20 protein-coding genes are annotated in these 21,444 nt (G+C 63.1%); 5 read left to right on the top strand and 15 right to left on the bottom strand.

Annotation, left to right across the window (positions count from 1 at the left end):
* Nucleotides 1-40 precede the first annotated feature (40 nt).
* On the top strand, nt 41-541 hold the full coding sequence (locus tag A4R29_RS29320; RefSeq protein WP_063173443.1) for a hypothetical protein: 501 nt from the start codon (nt 41-43) through the stop codon (nt 539-541).
* Nucleotides 542-602: 61 nt separating this feature from the next.
* Here the strand turns inward: A4R29_RS29320 and msrA are convergent, their stop codons facing one another.
* The 5 genes from msrA to A4R29_RS29295 form a co-directional block, all read right to left on the bottom strand.
* On the bottom strand, nt 603-1,340 hold the full coding sequence (gene msrA / locus A4R29_RS29315; RefSeq protein WP_063173442.1) for a peptide-methionine (S)-S-oxide reductase MsrA: 738 nt from the start codon (nt 1,338-1,340) through the stop codon (nt 603-605).
* Nucleotides 1,341-1,482: 142 nt separating this feature from the next.
* Nucleotides 1,483-1,761, bottom strand: a complete 279-nt coding sequence (locus tag A4R29_RS29310; protein WP_063173834.1) for a hypothetical protein — start codon at nt 1,759-1,761, stop codon at nt 1,483-1,485.
* A 107-nt stretch (nt 1,762-1,868) separates the two neighbouring features.
* Nucleotides 1,869-2,567 carry a DUF1223 domain-containing protein gene (locus A4R29_RS29305; protein ID WP_063173441.1) on the bottom strand — a complete coding sequence of 233 codons (699 nt, stop codon included), beginning with the start codon at nt 2,565-2,567 and terminating at the stop codon, nt 1,869-1,871.
* A gap of 272 nt (nt 2,568-2,839) precedes the next feature.
* Nucleotides 2,840-3,211, bottom strand: coding sequence for an endonuclease domain-containing protein (locus tag A4R29_RS29300; protein WP_063173440.1), 372 nt, complete (start codon nt 3,209-3,211; stop codon nt 2,840-2,842).
* Between the two features lie 108 nt (nt 3,212-3,319).
* Nucleotides 3,320-4,399, bottom strand: coding sequence for a TadE/TadG family type IV pilus assembly protein (locus A4R29_RS29295; RefSeq protein ID WP_063173439.1), 1,080 nt, complete (start codon nt 4,397-4,399; stop codon nt 3,320-3,322).
* Nucleotides 4,400-4,586: 187 nt separating this feature from the next.
* Here A4R29_RS29295 and lepA point away from each other — a divergent pair, with 187 nt between their 5' ends.
* The gene (lepA, locus tag A4R29_RS29290; RefSeq protein ID WP_063169622.1) at nt 4,587-6,392 is read left to right on the top strand and encodes a translation elongation factor 4; all 1,806 of its coding nucleotides are present in this window, start codon (nt 4,587-4,589) and stop codon (nt 6,390-6,392) included.
* A gap of 184 nt (nt 6,393-6,576) precedes the next feature.
* Here the strand turns inward: lepA and A4R29_RS29285 are convergent, their stop codons facing one another.
* Nucleotides 6,577-7,296, bottom strand: coding sequence for a hypothetical protein (locus tag A4R29_RS29285; protein ID WP_145923791.1), 720 nt, complete (start codon nt 7,294-7,296; stop codon nt 6,577-6,579).
* Between the two features lie 14 nt (nt 7,297-7,310).
* Between A4R29_RS29285 and A4R29_RS34335 the strand changes: the two genes are divergently transcribed.
* From A4R29_RS34335 to A4R29_RS34710, 3 genes are all read left to right on the top strand, one after another.
* Nucleotides 7,311-7,538 (top strand): hypothetical protein, encoded by a 228-nt coding sequence (locus A4R29_RS34335; protein WP_127296913.1) that lies wholly within the window; start codon nt 7,311-7,313, stop codon nt 7,536-7,538.
* Nucleotides 7,539-7,704: 166 nt separating this feature from the next.
* Nucleotides 7,705-8,571, top strand: coding sequence for a DUF3800 domain-containing protein (locus tag A4R29_RS29280; RefSeq protein ID WP_063173438.1), 867 nt, complete (start codon nt 7,705-7,707; stop codon nt 8,569-8,571).
* 338 nt (nt 8,572-8,909) lie between these two features.
* On the top strand, nt 8,910-9,422 hold the full coding sequence (locus A4R29_RS34710; RefSeq protein WP_063173437.1) for a hypothetical protein: 513 nt from the start codon (nt 8,910-8,912) through the stop codon (nt 9,420-9,422).
* A 511-nt stretch (nt 9,423-9,933) separates the two neighbouring features.
* Here the strand turns inward: A4R29_RS34710 and A4R29_RS29270 are convergent.
* From A4R29_RS29270 to A4R29_RS29230, 9 genes are all read right to left on the bottom strand, one after another.
* On the bottom strand, nt 9,934-11,574 hold the full coding sequence (locus A4R29_RS29270) for an ABC transporter substrate-binding protein (protein ID WP_063173436.1): 1,641 nt from the start codon (nt 11,572-11,574) through the stop codon (nt 9,934-9,936).
* A 428-nt stretch (nt 11,575-12,002) separates the two neighbouring features.
* On the bottom strand, nt 12,003-12,950 hold the full coding sequence (locus tag A4R29_RS29265; RefSeq protein ID WP_063173435.1) for an alpha/beta hydrolase: 948 nt from the start codon (nt 12,948-12,950) through the stop codon (nt 12,003-12,005).
* Entirely contained in the window at nt 12,947-13,627 is a 681-nt protein-coding gene (locus tag A4R29_RS29260) for an isochorismatase family protein (protein ID WP_063173434.1), read from the bottom strand. The genes A4R29_RS29265 and A4R29_RS29260 overlap by 4 nt, the downstream gene beginning before the upstream one ends.
* A 103-nt stretch (nt 13,628-13,730) precedes the next feature.
* Nucleotides 13,731-15,035 (bottom strand): M24 family metallopeptidase, encoded by a 1,305-nt coding sequence (locus A4R29_RS29255; RefSeq protein WP_027161258.1) that lies wholly within the window; start codon nt 15,033-15,035, stop codon nt 13,731-13,733.
* A gap of 145 nt (nt 15,036-15,180) precedes the next feature.
* A complete protein-coding gene (locus A4R29_RS29250) occupies nt 15,181-16,149 on the bottom strand; it encodes a GlxA family transcriptional regulator (protein WP_024504110.1) in 969 nt (322 codons plus the stop codon).
* A 335-nt stretch (nt 16,150-16,484) separates the two neighbouring features.
* A complete protein-coding gene (locus A4R29_RS29245) occupies nt 16,485-17,666 on the bottom strand; it encodes a trans-sulfuration enzyme family protein (RefSeq protein WP_063173433.1) in 1,182 nt (393 codons plus the stop codon).
* Nucleotides 17,663-19,102: a pyridoxal-phosphate dependent enzyme gene (locus A4R29_RS29240; protein WP_063173432.1), complete on the bottom strand. Its 1,440-nt coding sequence runs from the start codon at nt 19,100-19,102 to the stop codon at nt 17,663-17,665. The genes A4R29_RS29245 and A4R29_RS29240 overlap by 4 nt, the downstream gene beginning before the upstream one ends.
* Nucleotides 19,103-19,388: 286 nt before the next feature.
* A complete protein-coding gene (locus tag A4R29_RS29235) occupies nt 19,389-20,723 on the bottom strand; it encodes an FAD/NAD(P)-binding protein (RefSeq protein ID WP_063173431.1) in 1,335 nt (444 codons plus the stop codon).
* A 31-nt stretch (nt 20,724-20,754) separates the two neighbouring features.
* Nucleotides 20,755-21,225: an RrF2 family transcriptional regulator gene (locus A4R29_RS29230; RefSeq protein WP_013528705.1), complete on the bottom strand. Its 471-nt coding sequence runs from the start codon at nt 21,223-21,225 to the stop codon at nt 20,755-20,757.
* Nucleotides 21,226-21,444 lie beyond the last annotated feature (219 nt).

The raw sequence follows: 21,444 nt of genomic DNA, 5'->3' as shown, positions 1-21,444 counted from the left end.
AGCGGCTGCTCCCGCGCGCCATCAACAAGGAGGAGAGAACATGAACATCCATCTGTGGACCAAACACCTCATCAACCTGTCGATCCTGTCGATCGCGGCCACGGCGGCCAATGCTCACAACGCTGGCGCGCTGGACGAGAAGGTGCGGGCAGCCAACAGCCGCTTCGAGAACGTGGCGATGGCGACGGCCGAGGGCTATGCGCCGATCCCTTGCGCCAGCGGCATCACCGGCGGCGCCATGGGCATCCACTATGTCAATGCCGGTTATCTGAAGGACGATGCGGTCGAACTCGCCAAGCCCGAGGCGGTGATGTACGAGCCGATGGCAAACGGCAAGCTGAGGCTGGTGGCCGTCGAGTACATCACCTCGAAAGGTCCGGCTTCGCTGGAAGGGCAGCTGTTCAATTTCGACAGCGCGCCCAACCGCTACGGTCTAGGCCCGTTCTATGAACTGCATGTCTGGGCCTGGAAGAAGAACCCGGCCGGTACCTTCGCCGACATGAACCCGACTGTGTCGTGTGACGCGATGAAGGCCATGTAGCCGGCAGAGGCGGGGCGGCTGAGTGCGCAATCTCCCCCCGCGAGGGGGAGATTGCGCGTTCTCAGTTGCTTGCCGCCAGCACCAGCACCGGTTTCTCGCTGTAGAGCGTCGGGAACAGCGCCTTCAGGTTCGCCACCTTGGGCAGGTCGTTGTAGACGATGTAGGGATAGGTCGGGTTCAGCGTCAGGAAATCCTGATGATAGTTCTCGGCCGGATAGAAGGTCTTGCCGGTTTCCAGCGTGGTGACGATCGGCTCCGGGAACACCTTGGCCTGGTCGAGCTGGGCGATGTAGCTTTGCGCGATCTTCTTTTGGGCATCGTTTTCGGCGAAGATCGTCGAGCGGTACTGCGTGCCGGAGTCCGGACCCTGGAAATTCAGCTGGGTCGGGTTGTGGGCGACCGAGAAATAGACCTGCAGCAGCTGGCCGTAGGTCACCTTCGACGGATCGTAGGTGATCTCGACGGATTCGGCATGCCCGGTGCGGCCTGAGCCGACCGTCTCGTAGACGGCGGTGTCCTTGTCGCCGCCGGTGTAGCCGGAGACGGCCCTGGTGACGCCCTTGACGTGCTGGAACACGCCCTGCACGCCCCAGAAACAACCGCCGGCGAAGACTGCCTTTTCAGTGCCGGTGGCCGCCTTCTCGTCGAGTGCCGGCGGCGGGATCTTCACCGCGTCCTCGGCCGAAACCGCCGGCGTCAGCCAGAAGGCGGCGCCCGCGGCGGCCAGCGCAAGAGCGGCGAGCGCGCTGCGGAAGACGTTCGACGATTGTCTGATGACTGGTTTTTGAATGTCGGTCATGGCTTGAGCTCCTGTGACGTCCATCATGTGGAGTCTATTGGATAAGATACGATCATGCGACGGGCGAGTTGCGGCCGAAGCCTCACTTTCACGTGCATCCGGCTTCGGACCCGCGGGACCGAAGCCGGAAACAGCACCGCCTTTACTTGGCCGGAGCCATCGCATCCGTTGCCGGCTTCATGGCGTCAGCCGCCGGCTTCATGGAATTGGTGGCCATCGGGTCGGCAGGCTTCATCGCCTCCGTTGCAGGTTTCATGGCGTCTGCGGCCGGCTTCATCGCATCCGCGGCCGGTTTCATGGCATTTGCAGCGGGCTTCATCGCATTGGTCGCGTCGTCGGCACGGGCGATGCCGCCGGCAAACAGCGCCGTCGAGCACAGAGCGAGAGCGAGCGCCGGCAGCGTCAGGCGGGAAGTGGTCATGATGGTCTCCTTGGGGTTGGTCGGTCGTTGAAGGCGCGTCCTCTTGACGGCCGTGCTATGCGGCGCCGCTCCATGCGGCATTGCGCAATTTCTTGTCGAAGCGCGATCTAGTCGGTCGCGGCAGCCAGGATCGGTCCGCCACCGGGCGACTGCACGAGCACGGCGGTGCTCATGCCGCCGGACGCGGCGGGCAGAGGATATGTCGCGGCCGCGCCGGTCCAGCTGCCGAGGTTTTCGAGCGCATGCACGACATTGGCGTGCGGCAAGGTGCGGCCGGTGTTTTCGCCGCGCGCCACAGGCACCTCGACGACGCCCTTGGCATAGCGCACCAGCCAGACATCGGCGTGGCCGCCAGGTGCGGCGCCGGCGCCGATGCTGATCCTGCCGCCATCGAGCGACAATGCCGGGCCGCTTGTCCGGCCGCTCGCCGCAATCAGCTTTTCGATTTCGCCGGGTGCGGCACCGACGACATCGGCATGGCCGTTGACCACCACTTGCGGCGTGAACGGCCCGTCATGGCCGAGCGCCGGCTCGTAGCTGACCTGGCGCTGGGTGAATTCCTGTTTTCCGAAGATATCCTTCCAGCCGAGATAGTCCCAGTAGGTGACGTTGAACGACAGCGCCAGCACGCCGGGCTGGTCCTTGACCTTGATCAGATTGGCATTGGCCGGCGGGCAGGACGAGCAGCCCTGGCTGGTGAACAGCTCGACCACGCTGAGCGGCTGGGCGGCGGCCGCACCGAGCGACGCTGCCAGCGCAATCGCCGAGAGGCTGGACACTTTGATGAACGTGCTGGACCCTGACATCGGCTTGCTCCGTGGGCGGCGGCGCCTGGAAGCACCGCAGATATCCCCACTTCGCCGCTGTCGGCGCCTTCGTTACAGCGCTCACCGGTTTGTGATCGGGCCGCAGGCGTTCTTCCCTTCTCCCCCTGTGGGAGAAGGTGTCGCCGCAGGCGACGGATGAGGGGTGTTCCAGGGAAAGCCAACGTCTCACTCCGCTGGAACACCCCTCATCCGTCTCGGCGCTACGCGCCGATCCACCTTCTCCCACAGGGGGAGAAGGGAAGAACGCGCCCCTACCGCCAAGGCTGTAGGCTGGTATCCCGTACATAGGCGATGATGGTATCGCAAACGGCGTTCATGTCTTTCAGAACGTCATCGTTCCAAAAGCGCAGAATGCGAAAGCCTTTCTCTTCCAGGTGAGTTTTGCGGACGCTGTCAGACTCCAACTCCGCATGCTGGCTGCCATCGATCTCGACGACCAAGCGTGCTTCGAAGCAGACGAAATCAGCAATGTACTTTCCAATGGGAACCTGGCGCCGAAATTTTATCCGGTCGAGCCTGCGGTCGCGCAGTTCATGCCACAGCCGGTCTTCCGCTTCCGTCATTACACACCGGAGCGAACGGGCGAAGCTTCGTTTGGCTGGCGGGACAGGTTGATGCGGCATGGCTTAGATTAGCCGGCTATTGCGCTCCGTCCAGCACCCCTCATCCGTCTCGGCGCTACGCGCCGATCCACCTTCTCCCGCAAGGGGAGAAGGCAAGAGGAGCAGCATCTACTGCGTCAGCCGCGTGTTGTTGGGCCGCTTGTTGAAGTCGCATTTGCCGGTCACGTTGTAGAAGAAGTCGGCGTTGCTGACGGGCGCCGGCACCTTGTTGCCGCCGTCTTCCCAGGCCTGGTAGGCTGTCGCGCCGCAAGGCACGAGGCCGAAGATATCAACGATCTGGCCGGTCGCCATCTCGTTGTAGTCGATAGCGCCCGTCTGGTCCGATTTGAGGCCGCTGTAGAGCCTGTTGGACGTGGTCGGATCGTTCGACATGAGCTTGCTTGGGTTGCCCGATGGCACATCCATCTGCAGATAGAGGCCGGCCATCTGGCTGACATTGATCTGCGCGCCGGCGCCATCGGCGGGATACATCGTATCGACGCAGTAATATTTCGTCTGGAACCCGTCGGTCTGGATCACCGCGCCAGCGGGCGTGCTGGAATCGACGAGCTTGCAGACCTGCTTCTGGGCCACCGTGGTGACCGTCTTGCCGGCTGAATCGGTGGTGAGAACGCTGACGGTCGTGGTGCCGTAGCCTTTCGGATCGCCAGTCTTGCCATAGGCATAGTCGATCGTCATCAGCGGCTTGCCCGCTGCGGCGCCGAACATCGTGCCGTAGAGCGTCATTTTCTTGTTCCAGTAGCCCGAAACGCCGGTGACCTTGAAGGTGGCCTCCACCAAAGCCGGCGCCTTGTTCACCGCCGACGTAACGCCGACTGCGACCGAAGGAATCCTGGCGATCTGCATGAACACGGTCGGCATGGCGAAACTTGCCGAGGCCTGCGCGGTGGCGGTGCCGTTGGCGCTGACGTCGAAGCTGTTCAGCGTCGCGGTGCCCTGTCCACCATTGGCCACGTAGGAAGCCTGCATCGCCACCTGGCGCTGCGGCTTCGTCGAGGCCGTATCCATCGTGGTGATCGACAGGATCGCGGCGTCGAGTGCCGCCTGCTCGGTCGACCTGGTCTGGACAGCGGAGGTGTAGTCGACGGAAAAGCCGATCGCGGTGATCAACGGTATCATGGCAAGAATGAGTATCGGTGCGAACGAGCCGCTCCGCGACTCGATAAAACTGCCTGCAAGCCCCCGCATGCCTTCGTCCTTACATCAGATATTTCCCTCCGCTAACATCCCGTTCGCAAATTATGCTCTAACGGGCTTGGTTAAAATTTATAGATTTTTCGCGAAAAGCGCGAAAAAAGCGACAGGTGCCCGTGCTGCCTGCTCCGGCAAAGGCGCACAGCTTGCTCGGGCAAGCCACCCCTGCTAAACGCGCGCCATGAGCACGCCCCTCGACCACATCCGCAATTTCTCCATCGTCGCCCATATCGACCATGGCAAATCCACGCTTGCCGACAGGCTGATCCAGCTGACCGGCGGGCTGGAGCTGCGCGACATGAAGGAGCAGGTGCTGGACTCGATGGACATCGAGCGCGAGCGCGGCATCACCATCAAGGCGCAGACGGTGCGGCTGAAGTACCGCGCCAACAATGGCGAGGACTATATCCTCAACCTGATCGATACGCCCGGCCATGTCGACTTCGCCTATGAAGTGTCGCGGTCGCTGGCCGCCTGCGAGGGCTCGCTGCTGGTCGTCGATGCCTCCCAGGGCGTCGAGGCGCAGACGCTGGCCAATGTCTACCAAGCGATCGACAACAACCACGAGATCGTCGTGGTGCTGAACAAGGTCGACCTGCCGGCCGCCGAGCCCGAGCGCATCCGCGAGCAGGTCGAGGAGGTGATCGGCATCGACGCCTCCAACGCCGTGCTGATCTCGGCCAAGACCGGCCTTGGCATTCCGGACGTCCTGGAGGCCATCGTCCACCAATTGCCGCCGCCGCGCGAAGGCGACGCCACGGCGCCCCTGAAGGCGATGCTGGTCGACTCCTGGTACGACGCCTATCTCGGCGTCATCGTGCTTGTGCGCGTCATCGACGGCGTGCTGAAGAAGGGCCAGACCATCCGCATGATGGGCACCGGCGCCAAATATCTGGTCGAGCGCACCGGCGTGTTCACGCCGGCGCGCATCAATGTCGACGAGCTCGGCCCCGGCGAATTCGGCTTCTTCACCGGCTCGATCAAGGAAGTGGCCGACACCCGCGTCGGCGACACCATCACCGAGGACAAGCGCGCCACCGCCAAGGCGCTGCCCGGCTTCAAGCCGGCGCAGCCGGTGGTGTTCTGCGGCCTGTTCCCGGTCGACGCCGCCGATTTCGAGGATCTGCGCGCCGCGGTCGGCAAGCTGCGCCTCAACGACGCCAGCTTCTCTTTTGAAATGGAGACCAGCGCCGCGCTCGGCTTCGGCTATCGCTGCGGCTTCCTTGGCCTCTTACATCTCGAAATCATCCAGGAGCGGCTGGAGCGCGAGTTCAACCTCGACCTGATCGCCACGGCACCCAGCGTCGTTTATCGGCTGGCTCTGACCGACGGCTCGATGAAGGAACTGCACAACCCGGCCGACATGCCCGACGTGGTGAAGATCTCGGCGATCGAGGAGCCGTGGATCCGCGCCACCATCCTGACCCCCGACGACTATCTCGGCGGTATCCTGAAGCTCTGCCAGGACCGGCGCGGCATCCAGGCCGACCTGTCCTATGTCGGCAAGCGCGCCATGCTGATCTACGACCTGCCGCTCAACGAAGTCGTCTTCGATTTCTACGACCGGCTGAAGTCGATCTCCAAGGGCTACGCCTCCTTCGACTACCACCTCACCGACTACCGGGAAGGCGACCTGGTAAAAATGTCGATCCTGGTCAATGAGGAGCCGGTGGATGCGCTCTCCATGCTGGTGCACCGCACGGCGGCGGAAAAGCGCGGAAGGCAGATGTGCGAGAAGCTCAAGGAGCTGATCCCGAACCATTTGTTCAAGATCCCGATCCAGGCCGCCATCGGCGGCAAGGTCATCGCGCGCGAAACCATCTCGGCGCTGCGCAAGGACGTCACCGCCAAATGCTACGGCGGCGACGTCTCACGCAAGCGCAAGCTGCTGGACAAGCAGAAAGAAGGCAAGAAGCGGATGCGCCAGTTCGGCAAGGTGGATATTCCGCAGGAGGCGTTTATCCAGGCGCTGAAGATGGGTGATTGAGAAGCCGGTTGGCGCGCATAGCGCGCCAAGTCATCGATCCGGTGGATCGATGGCAGGCTTCGAAAGCGGGGGAGCTGCCGGAGGCAGCGGGCCCCCCGCCAGCGCGGCGCTGACGCTGCGCGGTGGAGATTATTATCCGGGATACCCGCTGAACGGTCGTCGGGATCGGGTAAAGGGTCAGCCGCTAGAAGATCGCCCCAGTTGGCGGCTCGATGTTCGGCCATTGATAAGCGATAGCGCCGCAAGCCGCCTTCATCTCATTGTAGAGGTAGACGGCGTTCGTCGGGGCGACATAGACCTTACCGTTGAAGCAATCCAGAGTCTGGCAAAGATCCCGCTCGGCCATCGCCTCGGGTTCAAACGGCTCGTCGCGAAACACCCCAAACATCAATGCCGACTGATAGCCTGCGGTTTTCTCCGGTAGCTTGGCCGATTTACTGTATCGGAAATTGATAGCGCCGATCTTGCGGTTATTCTTTTGATTTGTCCTCGCTACAAGCAAATCCGGGAAAAAGGATATCTCTGTGCCGTTGAAGTCCAGCTTCTTCGATATTTTGCACCGGTCGAAGTCCGTACCCTTAATTGGCTGACACCCCATCGTTAACACACAATTAACGTAATCGATATTGTGCTGCTTAACTTCCGCTTCAAAGTCGGTATCTGTGATCTTACCGCCATAGAGACCAAGTTTTTGCGTTAACATATCATGGTTAATCTTGCCATTAACCATTGATTCTGCTACCATTTTCTTAGCATCGTGATGCTGGATAACAGCCGCTTTCGGCTGATATTTGCAACTGCGTAATATGCTCCGTCGGGCTTGTTCTGAAGCATTCATGTAGTCGGCAAGTTTATTGTCGGAAAGACGTGGGTTCTTGACTTCCCTATGAGTCTTGACGGACATGGAAGGAGCCTCAGGTGTCGGACTATTTCTTTAGTGGCGAATCAAGAACCGGCGAAAAGCTATTTATCGCCCCGATCACTTCAGATGTTGCTGCGGCGCACAATATTGCCGACTCAGAATCGATCGGTTACTTTCTTTACCAGAAACCAGCAAATTCTCATAATTCAGACGTGTGCATACTCGCGAAGCTTCCGTCTGAAGATGCTGCGTTTGAGCTCGGTCGATTGCTGGGTTTGAGCTAGCTCGACTTTTCGTCTTTGCGCTAACCGTCCTTCGGAGGCGGCGATTTAACCACCTTCTTTCAAGACCCGGTCAAAGGCTTCCCCTGCTGGTCTGTTTCCAGCTCACGGGCGGCGTCACGAAACTTCTCAACTTGACTCTTTTCTTTGTCGGTCGCCTTCATATCGAATGGCTTCTGAGGGAAGTGTACCAGACCCGTACTTCGTTGCCTATTTTGATGAAGCTGGCGACCCTGGTATCAAAACTGTTGCACCGATAGATCCGAATGGCGCGAGTGAATGGTTCACGGTCGGCTGCGCCGTGGCGCGCGCCACCAGTGAGCCTGAATTGGTGCCGCTCATACAGACAATCAAGAAATCCGTTTTTTCGACGCAAAGCCCCGACCTGCATTTTCGCAATCTGGTCGAACACAAAAAGCTACCCGTCTGCCAAGCTCTAGCCGCCGAAAATCTGCGCTTCTTTGTCGTAGCGTCGAACAAAAAGAATATGCGTGGGTATCGCAATCCCCAAGCCGAAGCGGTCACTCTTCACAAACACAACTACTTTTACAACTACTGCATCCGCGTCTTACTCGAACGTGTCAGCCAGTGGTGCGCGCGCCGGTCGATCAGCGAGACCGGCGAACCTAGACACGTAAAGCTGGTGTTTTCGAAACGGGGTGGGCACTCGTATCGACACGTTGAAACGTATATACACCTGCTGGCGAAACAATCAGAAAATGGGCGGATTTACCAGACGGCTAACGTCCCCGATTTCAGGGTCATCGACCATCGTTTGATTGAAGTTATCGAACACAACAAAAACGCGGGCTGTCAGATTGCAGACGTGGTTGCCAGCGCCTTTTACCAAGCAGCAAACGCCGGAACCAAAAAGTGGAATACAGAGTACGCGGAAGCTCTGCGAGATCGCATGGCGTCTCGTGGCGACGGCCACTACGCAGGGTGCGGGGTCACGCTTCTTCCGTGGAAGAACTGGACACTGAAACTTACGGACGCGCAGAAGAAAGTCTTCCGGTTTTACGGCTACGCGATATGAAAGCGGCGGGTCCCGGCCTCGTTGCCATCGGGGGCTTGTAGGCCACCATCCAAAGTGGGCGACCGTCCGTCCGACTGCAGCATCTACGATACCGCCCAAGGGGGTTCCGGCGTACCCCGCCGACACAGATATTATTCTGATTTGGTAAAAAATTCAAACGGAATCAAAAGGTTACTCACAATTCCGCGTAACCCATTGATGGGGATTCGCTTTTTTCTTTCGCCTCTCGTATCGCCACAGCAAAAAATTGACTGCGCAGGCTTGCAATAATGCTCCTGCCTAGACGTCAATAGGTCTCCGACACGACGTGTCGTTGCGACGGCTTGGGGACACATCACATGCGCACCACATCAGACACCATCGCCGCTCTCGGCCTCGCCATCGGTGGTGCCTTCGGCCTGGCCGGCACCTTCGTCGCCAGCGCCCCGCAGCGTGAAACGCTCTGGACGATCGACGGCGCGGCGCTCGTGGTGGCGACGGCGCTGTTGACGATGAAATACCAGCGGCTGGGCCATGACTGCATCGCTGCCGGATTCCTGACCTTCCTGGCCGGCGAGACGCTGCTGATGGCCGGCAATGCGGCGGGGCTTGAGGCCAGCGTGCCGTCCTATGTCGGCGGCATCTCGCTTTGGGCGGCGGCACTGGTCATGGTCAGCGTGCCGAAAACTTTTGCGCTCTGGATGCGGCTCACCGCGCTGGTGGCCGCCGCGCTGTTTGTCGTCTCGGCTTGCATGATCCTGTGGGGCGCGCCCTTGCTGCCGACCTCCGCACCGCTGCCCGCCGCCGGTTATCCGTTCCTGGTGCTGACCTTTGTCGGCTGGATCTGGACGCTGCTGAGGGCGGAGCGGTGAAGCTTTGTTCGCTTGCGTACCAAGCGTCCGGCCTGGTTGATCGGGCATCGGCGGGGCGGTAAAAAATCCGGGCGGCGGACCCAGGTTCGCCAGTGGCCGGCGCGGGCTCAGGCAACTGCCTCACCGGCATTCGCGCCGGCCATTTTCAACCCGCAGATGATCGCAGCGATCCACCGGCTAGCCCTGCACTTGAAGGGGCGCTGACGCTTCTGACCTTCTCCCCTTGTGGGAGAAGGTGGATCGGCGCGCAGCGCCGAGACGGATGAGGGGTGCGTGACGGAGTGAGGCGGTGAAGGTTCTGCTCTGGTTCAGGGCGTTTACTGTTGGCGTATCGCCAAGCTGGAACACCCCTCATCCGTCTTGCCGCTGCGCGGCAATCCACCTTCTCCCACAAGGGGAGAAGGTTAGAAATGCCGGCGCATCACCGTCGCCCGGCCCTTCGCAGGCTCAGAGCGTTCGAGGCTCGTAAAGCCAAGCAATTGGCTTTACGTCCGCTAGCGCGGACCGCCTCTCAACTCTCAATCCACACCTTCTCAAAGTGCTGCTCCAGCGCCTGGTGCTGTTCGCAACCCTCCACGCCCTTGCGGTACGTCCGGTAGACCGAGCGCCAGTAGGGTTGGATGATGATGCCTGAATCGCGCAGGTTCTTCTCGATGCCGGCCATGATCTCCTTGCGCGCCTTGGCGTCCGGTGTCGCCAGTGCCTTGTCGAGCAGCGTGTCGAATTCGGGATTGGCATAGGCGCTTTCGTTCCAGGCGGCGCCGGATTTATACGCCAGCGCCAGCACCTGGACGCCGAGCGGGCGGCCGAGCCATTCGGTGCAGGAGAAGGGGTATTTGCTCCAGTCGTTCCAGAAGGTGGCGGCGGGCAGCACGGTGCGCTTGATCTTGAGGCCGGCCTCGCGCATCTGCGCGCCGATGGCGTCGCCGGTGCTCTTTTGCCATTCGACGTCGACGGAGATGAGCTCGAACTCGTGGTCTGATTTGCCGGCCTCGGCCAACAGCTTCTTCGACTGCTCGACGTCACGCTTCGCCGGGCCGATATCGGCATATTCGGGGTGCATGGGGCCGACATGGTGGTTGTCGGCGGGCTTGCCGCGGCCGCCGAGGCCGAGCGCCAGCACGGCGGCATTGTCGACGGCGAGCTGGGCGGCGCGGCGCACCTTGACGTCGTCATAGGGCGCGTTGGCGACATTGAAGCGGGCGACGATGGTCGAACCGGTGGCGATCTCGGAATTCATCAGCCCCATCGTCTCGGTCTGCGAGACGGCATCGGAAGCGGTCTCGTGGTCGGTGTCGATCTCGCCGGATTCGAAGGCCGAGAGCATGGCGTTGGGGTCGGAGCCGTAGTCGACCCATTTGATGCCGTCGAGATGGAATTCGCCCTTCCACCAGGGCTTATCCTTGCGCTTCACCTCGGCACCGGTCTCGGCATCCCAGCTGACCAGCTCGCAGGGACCGGTGGTGATGGCCAGCGCCTTCAGGGGATCGCCGTCGCCCTCATAGGAGCGGTGCATGATCAGTGCGGGATAGTCGGCCATGCCGGCGATCAGCGAGATGTCGGGCTTGGGCAGGTTCAGCTTGATGGTGAAGTCGTCGACCTTTTCGATGCCGCCATCGACCACCTTCTTGGTGTCGGCATTGACCAGCGCGCCCATGCGCGCGGCGACCGAATTGCCGGGCACCGAGGCATCGCACCAGCGGGTGAGGTTGTGGATGACATCGTCGGCGTTGAAGGCATCGCCGTTCGACCATGAGATGCCCTTGCGCACATGCAGGGTCAGCGTCCTGGCGTCGTCGCTCGCCTCCCAGCTTTCGAGCAGCCAGGGCTCGAAGGAGAAGTCGGTGTTCCAGCGCACCAGATATTCGTTGCAGTGGCGGGCGACATTCGACATCTCGACGCCGTCGAAGGTGCGCGGGTCCTTGAAACCCTTGACGTTCATGGCGACGCGCAGGACGCCGCCCTTCTTGGGTTCCGCCGCGCGAGCAGGGATGGTGCCAAGTCCGCCCAGCGCCAGCGCCCCGGCGGCGCTGACGCCGAGCCCGGCCATCAGCGCCAGATATTCGCGGCGGTTGATGCCGCCGGCCTTGAAATCGTCGGCGACGGGTTTGGCCTGCGGGTGGAGTTTGCGGTCGGTCAGCATGAATTTCATCGTCGTTCCCCTGTTGTTGATGCATGCCGCCCAAAGGTGCCCAGCGGTTTTGGGACAATGGCATGCACAGAAAAATCGCCCCGGCCGATCGACAGGCGCGGGGGCGGACGCGACCGCCGGGGCGCCGTTGCCTGAGGGGGAATGATAGAGCGGGGTGACGCTGCGGAGTGTTCGCTTTTCCGCAGTGATTGTGCGGCGCTCCGCAGGGGAGGCTTGGGTTCCTCGCCCCACGAAAGTGGGAGAGGTGGCTCGGCGAAGCCGAGACGGAGAGGGGACCGCTCTACGAAGCCCCCTCACCCAGCCTCCGCTTCGCTCGGCTGACCTCTCCCCGAGGGGAGAGGAGACTTGCAGCGCCGGCGCTTCTCTCTTCTCCCCAGCGGGGAGAAGGTGGCCGCGAAGCGCGCCGGATGAGGGGGCCTTCGCCACGTTCAATACGGCCACTCGCCCTTACCCAGCGCGCCAACCGCGCCGACAATCCGCGCAAACGCTTCCGCCGCCGCCGGCACCGTCGTCCTTGCGCGCAGGAAGCTGTGCACCAGCCTCGGCTCTTCGTGCCACCACGCCTTGCCGCCGGCGGCCACAATGCGGTCGCGATAGGTCTCGCCATCCGACGACAGCGGGTCGCATTCGGCGGTGACGATCACCGTCGGCGGCAGGCCGGTGAAATCCTTGTCGCGCAGCGGCGCAAAAGTCGGATCGTCCAGCGATTGGCGCCTGGCCGAGCGGACGTCGCGGTAGAAGGCGACGTCGGCCACCGACAGCAGCGGCGCGTCGGCGCGTTCGATGTAGGAGCCGGCGCGCTCGTCGCCGCCGAGCTCGGGGTAGATCAGCACCTGGCCGATCGCGGCGCCGGCGTGGCGGCGCGTCGCCTGCGCCACCGCCGCGGCGAGATTGCCGCCGGCGCTTTCGCCGCACAGCACCAGCGGCAGGCCTGATCTCGCCGCTGCCCATTCGAAGGCGGCCACCGCATCGTCGAAGGCGGCGGGATGAAGATGCTCCGGCGCCAGCCGGTAATCGACCGACAGCACGTCGAAACCTGTGCCGGCGCAGAGCTCGGCGCAGATGTCGTCATGGCTTTCGAGCCCGCCGAGGATGAAGCCGCCGCCGTGGTAGTAGATCACCATCGCCTGGGCGGCGTTGCCCTCGAGCCGGTATCGCCGGACCGGGATGTCGCGGCCGGCGGCGGCGATCAGCCCGTCGCTGGCCTTGACGCCAGCCGGGCGGCCCTGGTGGAAAGCCCGGCTCATCCTGTCGTAGACAGCGCGCTGCTTGTCGATCGGCAGGCCGATGATTTCGGGCGGATACCAGGCGTTGACGGCGTCGATATAGGCCCAAAGGGCCGGGTCGAGCCGTGTTTTGTAGGGGCCGCGCGTCATAGATCGGCGTAGAGCGCGGCCGCGTTGTCGAAGGAGAAGCGCAGCGGCACCGAGCCCTCGACCTGCCAGACGGTGACGGTTTCGCCGGCCAGCAGCCGGCAGGCGCCGTCGGTGTCGGTGACGGCGCCGCCATAGAGCCGGTTGGCGAGGTTGAGGATACCGGTCTGGTGCATGGCGGCGCTGCCGCTGCCGCAGGCATCCTTGACCAGCAGCACGCGAAAGCCTTTTGCCACCGCATCCTTGACGGAGGCGTCGATGCAGGCCTCGGTCCAGACGCCTGATATGACCAGCCACTCGATGCCGGCGGATTTGATGTCGCGCGCGGCCGGCCCGGTGCGGAAGGCACTGGCCTCGGCCTTGATCAGCAGCGCCTCGCCCTTGGCCGGCGCCACCTCATGGCAGATTTCGGTCAGCGGATCGCTCTTGTCGGAAAAGGCCGACTTGCCGTCCTCGCCGAGCGGATGAAACGGGCGGTCCTGGCTGTCGAGATCGACGATGTAGGCCCAGTGGTAGAGCGGCACATGGTTCTGCCGCGCCGCCGCCTGCAGGCGCAGGACGTTGGCGAGGATGCTGCTGAAGCCTTCAACCAGATAACGCGGGTCCTGCCGATGCTCTTCCTGCAGGTCGATGAAGATCGCGGCCACGGTGCCGCGCTTGATGGAGATGGGCGTTTTCATGCGTCGCCTGCGTGATGCATGGGCGAGGCAGTCAAAGACCCTTCCGTATGCCGGCGGGACAGAGGGGGGCGCCAGGCAACGAGGCGCTCATTGGTTGCCCGTATCAAACCTGCGTCTCCAGAAACTCGTCCTCATAAGGAAAGCGCGACAGCAACTCCGTGCCCGTCTCGGTGATCAGGATCTCGTCCTCCAGCTTGACGCCCTCGCGGCCGCCCTTTTCGCCGATATAGCTTTCGACGCTCACCACCATGCCTGGCACGATATGGCCGTCGCGGCCATAGGTCTCGTAATCCATGGCATGCGCGATGAACGGCGTTTCGCCATGCATGCCGACGCCGTGCATGACCGAGGTGTAGCGCTGGTCGACGAAACGGTCGGGGATCTTCCACGCCTGCTCGGCGATCTCGCGGAAGGCCATGCCGGGCTTGACGATCGAAATGTTGTGCTGAACCTGATCGTGCGCCATGCGGTAGAGCGACTTCTGGTAAGGGGTCGGCTTGCCTGGCCCGCAGCGGAAGGTGCGCGAGAAATCCGAATAATAGCCGTAGCAGCCGATGGTGTCGGTATCGAGCGCCAAGAGTTCGCCGGGGCGGATCTTGCGGCCGCTGGCCTCGTTGAACCACGGGTTGGTGCGCTGGCCTGATGTCAGCAGCCGCGTCTCGATGAACTCGCCGCCCTGGCGGATGACCTCGCCATACATGATGGCGAACAGGTCGTTTTCGGAAACGCCGGGCTTGATCGCCTCGCGCACCGCATAGACGGCGGCCTCAGCGCCGGCCATCGACACCTGCAGGCATTTGACCTCTTCCGGCGTCTTCACCGCGCGCACCGCCAAAATCTCGCCCTGGCAATCCCTGACCTCACAGCCGCGCTTTTCCAGCGCCAGCGCCTGCAGATGGCTGCAGCGGTCGAGGCCGAGCTTCATCGAGCCGCCGCCATGCTTTTTCAAAAGCTCGGCGATCTCGTCGGCGAACGGACCTGCGGTCTCGTCGTCGCGGCCCGAGACCGACGACCAGACCAACTTGGAAGGCCGCGCCTCGTCGATCGTGTCGAGTACCATGGAGACATGATAGCTCTGCGGGTATTCGAACAGCACGATCGGCCCGTCGGTCGGGATAAAGAAATAGCGGGTCGAGTTGCGCAGGAAATAGCCGAACATGTTGCGCGAGCCGGTGGCGTAGCGCTGGTTGTACGGATCGAACAGCACCACGCCGCCATAGCCGGCCTTGCGCATCCAGCCGCGCAGCTTGGCCAGCCGGCCTTTGCGCAAGGCGTCGGCATCGATGAAGGACGGTTCGGTGTCCGACAGCCACATGCCGCCGGCCGGATCGGCCGCCGCGGGGTGGCGCATGCGGTCCTTGAAGTCCACGTCCTCGGTGCTGTCGGGGTCGAAAACGACGATGCTCATGGGCTCGGCCTTGGCTGGGTTGCGAGGTCGGAGCATGGCGCAAGAGGGGCGGGAGGATTGTGCGGAGAACCGCATGTGTTGTGCGGGATGCCGCTGGCCTAACAAGAGATGCGCTAACCTCTCACAGCGTCAGCGAGCGCCAAGCCTAATGCCGTCGCGCCAGCTTCGGCGGGTGGCCATGCTCCTCGCGAAACGCCCGGGCAAAGCTCGACATCGAGGCAAACCCACATGCCAGCGCCACGTCGCGCACGGCGAGCGTCGAGTGCGCCAGCAGGTCGGCGGCGCGTTTGAGCCTCAGGCGCCGGTAATAGCCGTTGGGCGAGATGGCGAGTTCGGAGCGGAAGGAGCGCTCGAGCTTGTCTGAGGACACGCCGAGCTTCGCGGTCAGCTCGGCCATGCCGAGCCGTTCCTCGACCGCATCCTCCATGATGGCGATGGCCGACAGCACCAGCTCGTTCTGGACGCCGGTGCGCAGCCGCAGCGGCATCATCTTGCGGTCGATGCTGGAGCGCAGCTGGCTGTGCACGAACCATTCGGCGACGCCGGCGGCAAGCTCGGCGCCGTAGTCGCGGGTGATGATCTCCAGCATCATGTCGAGGCTGCCGACGCCACCGGCCGAGGTGAAGCGCTTGCGGTCGATGACATAGAGGTCGCGCCTGAGCTCGATGTTGGGGAAGGCTTCGGTGAAGGCGGCCTGGCTGGTCCAGTGCAAGGTGCAGGCATGGCCGTCGAGCAGGCCGGCGCGCGCCAGGAAGAACGCGGCATCCGCCACCGCACCGATATGGGCGCCATTGCGCAGACTCTTGCGGATCCAGTGTGCCGCGTCCTCGGCGACGAGATGATCGGCATCGCCGCCCGAGCAGACGACGATGCGGTCGACCTTCGGGGCATCCTCGGCGTAAAAGCCCGGCTGGATGACGACGCCGTTCGACGCCTCGACCGCACCTTTCGTGCCGCCGACGATGATCCAGCGATAGCATTGCCGTTTCGCCAGGACATTGGCGGCGCGCAGCGGCTCGATGACCGAGCTGAACGCCATCATCGGAAAACCTGGGAACACCAGCACCGCGAAAGTGAGGGGTTCAGTGGGCTTGGGTGGTTCGCGCGTGGCCATGGGGCGCTACATTTCGGGCAGATGGGGTTCGGGGTCAATTGGCCGGTCCATCATCATGAGACGTCGGCGCGCCGCCCCTTGCCCTTCCTCTCCCCCGTCGATCGGGGAGAGGTGTCGAGCGAAGCTCGACGGAGTGGGGGTCGACCCTGCCGCGCGCCCTGAGGTCTCTTGCTCGTCAGATTGTGCCTGTCTTGCGGCGACTGCGCGCCTGCGAACGCCTTCCCCCACTCCGTCTCGGCTTCGCCGAGCCACCTCTCCCCCCCTCCGGAGGGAAAGGAAAGGAGCCAAGGCAGGGCGATGAGGGGCAACGCTGAAGTTGCAAGTTGATTGAGCTTCTAGCCCGCCAGCGCCTGCTCCAGATCCGCAATCAGATCATCGCCATCCTCGATCCCCGCCGACAACCTTACCAGCGAATCCGATATGCCGATCTCGGCCCGTTTCTCCGCCGGTATGGAGCCATGCGTCATCAGCGCCGGGTGTTCGATCAGGCTCTCCACACCGCCGAGGCTTTCGGCGAGCGTGAACAATTGCGTGCGTTCGAGGAACTTTTTGGTGCCGGCTAGGTCGCGGTCGAGCACGGCTGTGATCATGCCGCCGAAGGCATGCATCTGCTGGACGGCGACGGCGTGCTGCGGGTGGCTGGCGAGGCCGGGATAGATGACGCGGCGGACGTCGCGGCGCGCTTCCAGCCATTGCGCGATCTTCAGCCCGTTGGCGGAATGGCGCTCCATCCTGAGCGCCAAGGTCTTGAGGCCGCGCAGCGCCAGAAAACTGTCGAACGGGCCCGAAATGGCGCCGATGGCGTTCTGCAGGAATTTCAGCTGGGCGGCCAGATCCTTGTTATCGCCGATCACGGCGACGCCGCCGACCATATCGGAATGGCCGTTGAGATATTTGGTCGTCGAATGCACGACGATATCGATGCCAAGCTCCAGCGGCCGCTGGATATAGGGGCTGCAGAAGGTGTTGTCGGCGACCGTGAGAATCCCCTTGCGCCTGGCAAGTGCGGCGACGCCTTCGAGGTCGACGATGCGCAGCAGCGGGTTGGTGGGGGTTTCGACCCACAGCATTTTCGTCTCGGGCCGGATCGCGGCCTCGACGGCGGCAAGGTCGGTGAAGTCGACGAACGAGACCCGCAGATCGGCCGAGCGCTTGCGCACCCGCTCCATCAGCCGGAAGGAACCGCCATAGATGTCGTCGGTGGCAACGATATGCGCACCGGAATCGAGCAGCTCCAGCACGGTGGCGATCGCCGCCAGCCCTGACGCGAAGGCGAACGCGGCCGAGCCGCTTTCGAGGTCGGCCACCGCGCGCTCGAAAGCAAAGCGCGTCGGGTTCTGGCTGCGGGCATATTCAAAGCCCTTGTGCACGCCGGGCGATTGCTGGCCATAGGTCGAGGTGGCGTAGATCGGCACCATCACCGCGCCGGTCAGCGGGTCGTGGCTCTGGCCGCCATGGATGGTGCGCGTCGAGAAAGCCAGACGGTTTTTCCCGGCTGGCGGAGTATTGCTGGTCATCGTGCGCGCCTCAGATGGTTGATCAGATCGATGCGGGTAATCAGGCCGACGAATTCGTCGCCGTCGAAGATGATGGCGACCTCGTTGCGGTCGAACACCGGCAGCAGCGCGTCCAGCGTCTGGCTGGCCTGCAGCGTGTGCAGGTTGGAGGTCATGGCCGTGCGCACCGGGCCGTTGAAGCGCTCCCAGCGGCCGTCATAAGGGCCGTCGACCTTGGCCAGGATGTCGCTTTCGTCAACGATGCCGACGAGCTTGCCATTGTCGAGCACCGGCAGCTGCGAGACATCGGAGCGGCGCATGCGGCCATAGGCATTGAGCAGGCTTTCGTCCGGGCCGACATAGACGGTGTCGCCGGTGCGGTGTGAGCGCATCACCAGGTCACGCAGATCGCCATGCTGCTCGTGCTCGGCCAGCCCCTGCTCGGCCAGCCAGAAATCGTCGAACACCTTCGACAGGTACTTGTTGCCACTGTCGCAGACGAAGGTGACGACGCGTTTGGGCACCGTCTGCTCGCGGCAATAGCGCAGCGCCGCCGACAGCAGCGTGCCCGAGGATGAGCCGGCAAGAATACCTTCCTTGGACAAGAGGTCGCGCACCGCCAGCATGCTCTGCTTGTCGGGGATCGAATAGGCCTTCTTGACCAGCGACAGATCGGCATTGGGCGGCACGAAATCCTCGCCGATGCCTTCCACGGTCCAGCTGCCGGCCTCTTCCATCTTGCCAGTCTTGATCAGCGGCGCCAGCACCGAGCCGACCGGATCGGCCAGCACCATTTCGGTCTTCGGCGACACTTTTGCGAAGTAGCGGCCAAGCCCGGTCAGCGTGCCGCCCGAGCCGACGCCGACCACCACGGCATCCACGTTACCGTCGAGCTGCGAAAAGATCTCGGGGCCGGTGGTGGATTCATGCGCCAGCGGATTGGCCGGGTTGGCGAACTGGTTGGCATAGAAGGCGCCGGGCGTTTCCGCCGCGATCTTCTCGGCCATGTCCTGGTAATATTCGGCATGGCCCTTGCCGACATCGGAGCGCGTCATGCGCACTTCGGCGCCGAGCGCGCGCAGGTGCTGGATCTTTTCGCGCGACATCTTGTCGGGCACGACCAGCACGATGCGGTAGCCCTTGGGGATGCCGACCTGGGCGAGGCCAAGCCCGGTGTTGCCGGCGGTCGCCTCGACGATGGTGCCGCCGCGCTTGAGCTTGCCCTGCTTTTCAGCCGCGGCGATCATCGACAGCGCGATGCGGTCCTTGATCGAGCCGCCGGGATTCTGGCTTTCGAGCTTGATGAACAGCCGGCATTTGCCGGTGTCGAACTTGGTCAGCTCGACCACCGGCGTCTGGCCGATCAGGTCGAGCACCGACTTGTAGGGCGGACGCAGGCGGGACAATTCGGCTTCCGAGGGGGCACTGTCCAGTGCGGCGATCTCATGCTCGCTCATATCGATGCTCCATGACCAAGCGACCGCCTCTGGGCAGGGCGGCAGCGTAGCCTCTTTTCCAGCCCTTTGCAGTCGGAAAGAAGATAGATCGTGCCAATCAACCGGCCAGATGCGGAATGAAATTCCGGTTTGTGCCTCAAGGGCTTGGAGGGTGTGTCGAGATTCAGGTCAGGCCGAGCCGAAAATGGCAGATTCCGAGAACCGGAGCGGAGCGTACTTTTGGGTACGTGAGCACCGGAAGCACAGGAAGCCGCCATTTGCAGGCCGGCATCATCTACGACACAGCCTAGCCCAGCAGCTGCTTGCTCAGCCTCGCACACTGCACGCGGATATCGGGAATGGCGTCGATCTCGAAGAAGGTGCCGCGCGTCAGCGGGCCGACGGCGAGGATCTTGGCCGAAACGGTTCCGTCGCCGGCGATGATCTCGCATTTGGTCGATACGTCGAGGCCGATGCGCAGCGGATCCGGCCTTGCCAGGCCGCGGTCGACCAGCGAGCGCACGACGCTGTTCGACGAGGTCGAGATGTCCCTCACGATGCCAGAGCAATCGTAGATGCGGGCAACCTCGAAGGTCTCGAGACGCTGCGTGTGACGCGAGTGGACCTGGACGGTGAATTCGCCGTTGCGCGCAATGTCGACGACGCGGCCGGCGACCAGGCGGATGCGGCCGGATTGCACGGCCTCGGTGACACGGGCGTAGACCTCGGGCGCCATGCGATGGCGGTGGATGTCCCACCAGGCCTTGGTGTGCTCGACGAAGCGGCGTTTGGCGGAAGCCGGCCAGTTCTGCCAGATCTTCTGGTTGAACGGCCGCAGCCCGTCGACGACGTCACGCCAGTCGATGCCGGCCTTCTGGTTTTCCTTGATCAGGTCGCGGAACCAGCCGACGAAATAGGAGAGCTGCGTGCCGAGCGGAATGTCGGCGACGTCGAGCTTGATCGGATTGCCCTTGCGATGCGGCGAGGGCAGCAGGCCGCGCCTGGACACAGCTATGATGTCGCCGCGATGGCCGCGTTGCTCCAGCGCCAGGAAAGCATCGACCATGCTGAGGCCGGTGCCCAGCACCATGACGCCGGCGCCGGGCGGAAGTGCTGTGTCGGCTTCCGATCCCATCCTGATGGCATGGCCTTGCGCCGGCTCCTCGTCGTGGCCGGTGGCCAGCACGGCGAGATGCGCAACGACGCTGGTGCCGTTGGCCAGCGCCACTTCGACGCCGGAGGCGGTGGGCGTGATCGAGAGGCTTTCCTCGCGGATCAGCCGAAGCCGACCGCTCTGCTTTTCCCGCGCTTCCAGATCGACCAGCAACTCGCCGAGATAGCGGGCATAGATGCTGCGTGGCGCATAGAAGGGCGCCTCCTCAGCCGTTGCCAGGCCGCGTTCCTGAAGCCAGCGCCAGAAATTGCCGGGATCGTCGGCATAGGCGCTCATGCCGGCGGCGCTGACATTCAGTACATGCGCCGACAGCAGCGTCGAATAGGCGATGCCCTGGCCGAAATGCGGGCGCCTTTCGATCAGCGTGACGCGCAGGTCGGGATTGGACGACTTCAGGAGATGCGCGGCCAGCACGACGCCGCTGGCGCCGCCACCGACAATGATGATGGAGTTGGCGCGCCCGGTCATAGGCATGCCTTCGCTCTGCGCAGCGCCAGTGTCAGGCCTGGACCTTCACCGCGACCGGCAGATCGCCGATGCCGACCGACAGGTCGTCGAGAGAGATATCGCGCATTTCGGCGAGGCTGCGCTGATCGAGCACCTCGGCGATCGCCTGCCGGACCTCGAGCATCAGATGTCGGACTTGGCATGTCGCCTCGTTGCAATCTTCACAGCGCTGGTACTGGGTGCGGCTGGCACAGGGGATCGGCGCCAGCGGACCGTCGAGGACGCGCACGACATGGCCGACCTTGATCTCGTCGGCGGGCCGCGCCAGGCGATAGCCGCCATCCTTGCCCTTGCGGCTCTGGACGAAGCCGGCATTGCGCAACTCGCCCAGGATGGCGTCGAGAAATTTCTTCGGGATGTTGTTGCCGGTGGCGACGTCGTTGACGAAGGCGAGCTGCCCGGCCGGCAATCGCGCGAGGTGGACAAGCGCCTTGAGGCCGTACTTACCTTTTTTGGTGAGCATGAGATCAAAATTTCTCTGGCATGCGACGGCATGGAACCATCGGTTGCAAAACGCCTGGCGTGCGTTGCCGCCGCGTCCAAGCCCGCATGACACATAAATTCTAGTGACATGATGTACAAGCCGAGAACTGCTGATTTTGCTTCGTTTTCAAGCCGCGCCGGCCATTTTGACTAGCCTTTGTGCCCACAGGGACACAAAAGCGCACGAGTTTGGGGGCGC

This window comes from Mesorhizobium ciceri biovar biserrulae (assembly GCF_001618845.1).
GTDB lineage: Bacteria > Pseudomonadota > Alphaproteobacteria > Rhizobiales > Rhizobiaceae > Mesorhizobium > Mesorhizobium ciceri.
Note: the sequence above shows the minus strand (reverse complement) of the source record. Positions and strands in the feature narration are given on the sequence as shown.